The 1,709-nt window shown below is 39.9% G+C and carries 4 protein-coding genes; all 4 read left to right on the top strand.

The features are described 5' to 3' along the window. Positions 1-72: 72 nt before the first annotated feature. The gene (locus PLZ15_15335) at positions 73-405 is read left to right on the top strand and encodes a hypothetical protein (GenBank protein HOI31118.1); all 333 of its coding nucleotides are present in this window, start codon (positions 73-75) and stop codon (positions 403-405) included. A 14-nt stretch (positions 406-419) separates the two neighbouring features. Beyond that, entirely contained in the window at positions 420-641 is a 222-nt protein-coding gene (locus PLZ15_15330) for a hypothetical protein (protein ID HOI31117.1), read from the top strand. After that, positions 613-1,023: an ArdC-like ssDNA-binding domain-containing protein gene (locus tag PLZ15_15325; GenBank protein HOI31116.1), complete on the top strand. Its 411-nt coding sequence runs from the start codon at positions 613-615 to the stop codon at positions 1,021-1,023. Before PLZ15_15330 ends, PLZ15_15325 begins: the two co-directional genes overlap by 29 nt. Before the next feature lie 20 nt (positions 1,024-1,043). Beyond that, on the top strand, positions 1,044-1,709 hold a 666-nt coding region (locus tag PLZ15_15320; GenBank protein HOI31115.1), incomplete at its 3' end, for a hypothetical protein.

The following is a 1,709-nucleotide window of genomic DNA, read 5'->3' as shown; positions in this document are numbered from 1 at the left end:
ATTCATCTTTTTACTTTCTTCAACCTACAGCTGGTAGAAACATATTTTCCAAAAATATAAGAGGGGTACAAAATGGAAAATCTCAATTTCAAATCCGTTGCATCATTCGCTCTGAAAAATCATTGCTCGTTCTACGGCGGAAGGCCGGCTTCCGATGTTCTAAAAGGTTTTAATGGTGAGATTATCTTCATGTTCAATAAAGATCATTTCGGAAATTTCTTCTTTCAATGGGTGCGCTGCAATTACGATTCCTCGCAGTACAAGGAGAAAACTCTCACTTATAAGGGAAAAGAATATTCTGCTCTCTTTCTTCTTGTCCCTCAGAAAATACCTTCAAAATTCCTTTACAGCTTTAAGACTTTTTCAAAATCCTGTGCCTATCTGCTCGGTTATTTTTTTAAGTAAATAAGGTAATTGATATGAATTCAGAACAGGAAAAATCCAGATCAAAGGCGCTCAAAAGAGCCCGTATGCTTGCTAACTATACAAGTTATGTCGCGGTCGTTGAATCGGAAGGGAAGTATGATATCGAGTTCGAACCGCCGTTCATACGGCCATTCGAGAAATTATTGGTTGAATATTCAAATCATAAATTGGTTAAGAGGTACCAAAATGACAAAAGAAGAAAAACAAATCTATAAACAGGAAAAATCAGCTAAGATCAAAGCTATCAGAGAAAAAATTCTCTCCCTTTCGGATCAGGAAAGGGAAGCACTTTCGGCAATCTCTATCCCGACTATTGAGGGGAGATTTCTGTCAGTCCATAACGTACTTATGATCGTTTCGCAGTTTCCGTTCATGCCTACTGTCGTCGGCGGATTTAAGCAGTGGATGAAAGCGGGCAGATCTGTTAAAAAAGGTGAGCATGGTGCTGTTATTCTGTTTCCGGTCGGTCCTAAAGATGACCAGGGAAACCTCGAGGACGCAGAAAAGTTCTACTCGGCTACCGTATTCGATATCTCGCAGACAGAATCCCTCTCCGTAGAGCCGGAAGTCAGTAATTATCAATTCAGCAGTAATTAATTTATTAAAGGATTTAAGCCATGAAATTAAATGAGTTTGCAAAATCGTTAATCAGTAAGAATCATTTTATAAAAGCCAGCTTCGGCGGATTTCAAGGTTCGGGCAAGACCCGAACCGCTTTTGAATTTATTGTCGGCGCTTACAAACAGATGAAACTCGAGAAACCTGTTCTTATCATCGACAATGAAAAAGGAGCACGGTTTTTAATCCCTTCTTTCAAGAAGCACAACATTCCGGCAATCGCCAAGGAAACCACTTCTCTCAAAGACGTTCAGGACGCTTTCAAGTTTGTTCAGTCAGGTGAAGTCTCTTTCTTGTTTATTGATTCGCTTACAAAAGTTTATTACCGGTACATTAAAGACTACCGCGAAGCAAACCGCAGAAAATTTATGACCCTGCAGGACTGGGGTAAAATTCTCCCGCTCTGGAACGAAGAATTTTCAGAAAAATTTGTTCAGACCGAAGGCAATATTGTCTTTACCGGAAGGGGAGGGTTTGAATATGAAAAGGAAGAAGATACGAAGGATGAAAACGGAGTCGTAACAGAAAAGGGAAGTTTTGTTAAATCCGGTTTTAAGATGAAGATTGCCGGAGAAACCCCCTACGAAACCGATCTTAACGTTTGGATGTCCTCAGACGATATTTACAAGGACGGCAAACCGAACAAAGAAATCTATGCCTATGTA

It is taken from the genome of Melioribacteraceae bacterium (assembly GCA_035362835.1).
GTDB lineage: Bacteria > Bacteroidota > Ignavibacteria > Ignavibacteriales > Melioribacteraceae > DSXH01.
Note: the sequence above shows the minus strand (reverse complement) of the source record. Positions and strands in the feature narration are given on the sequence as shown.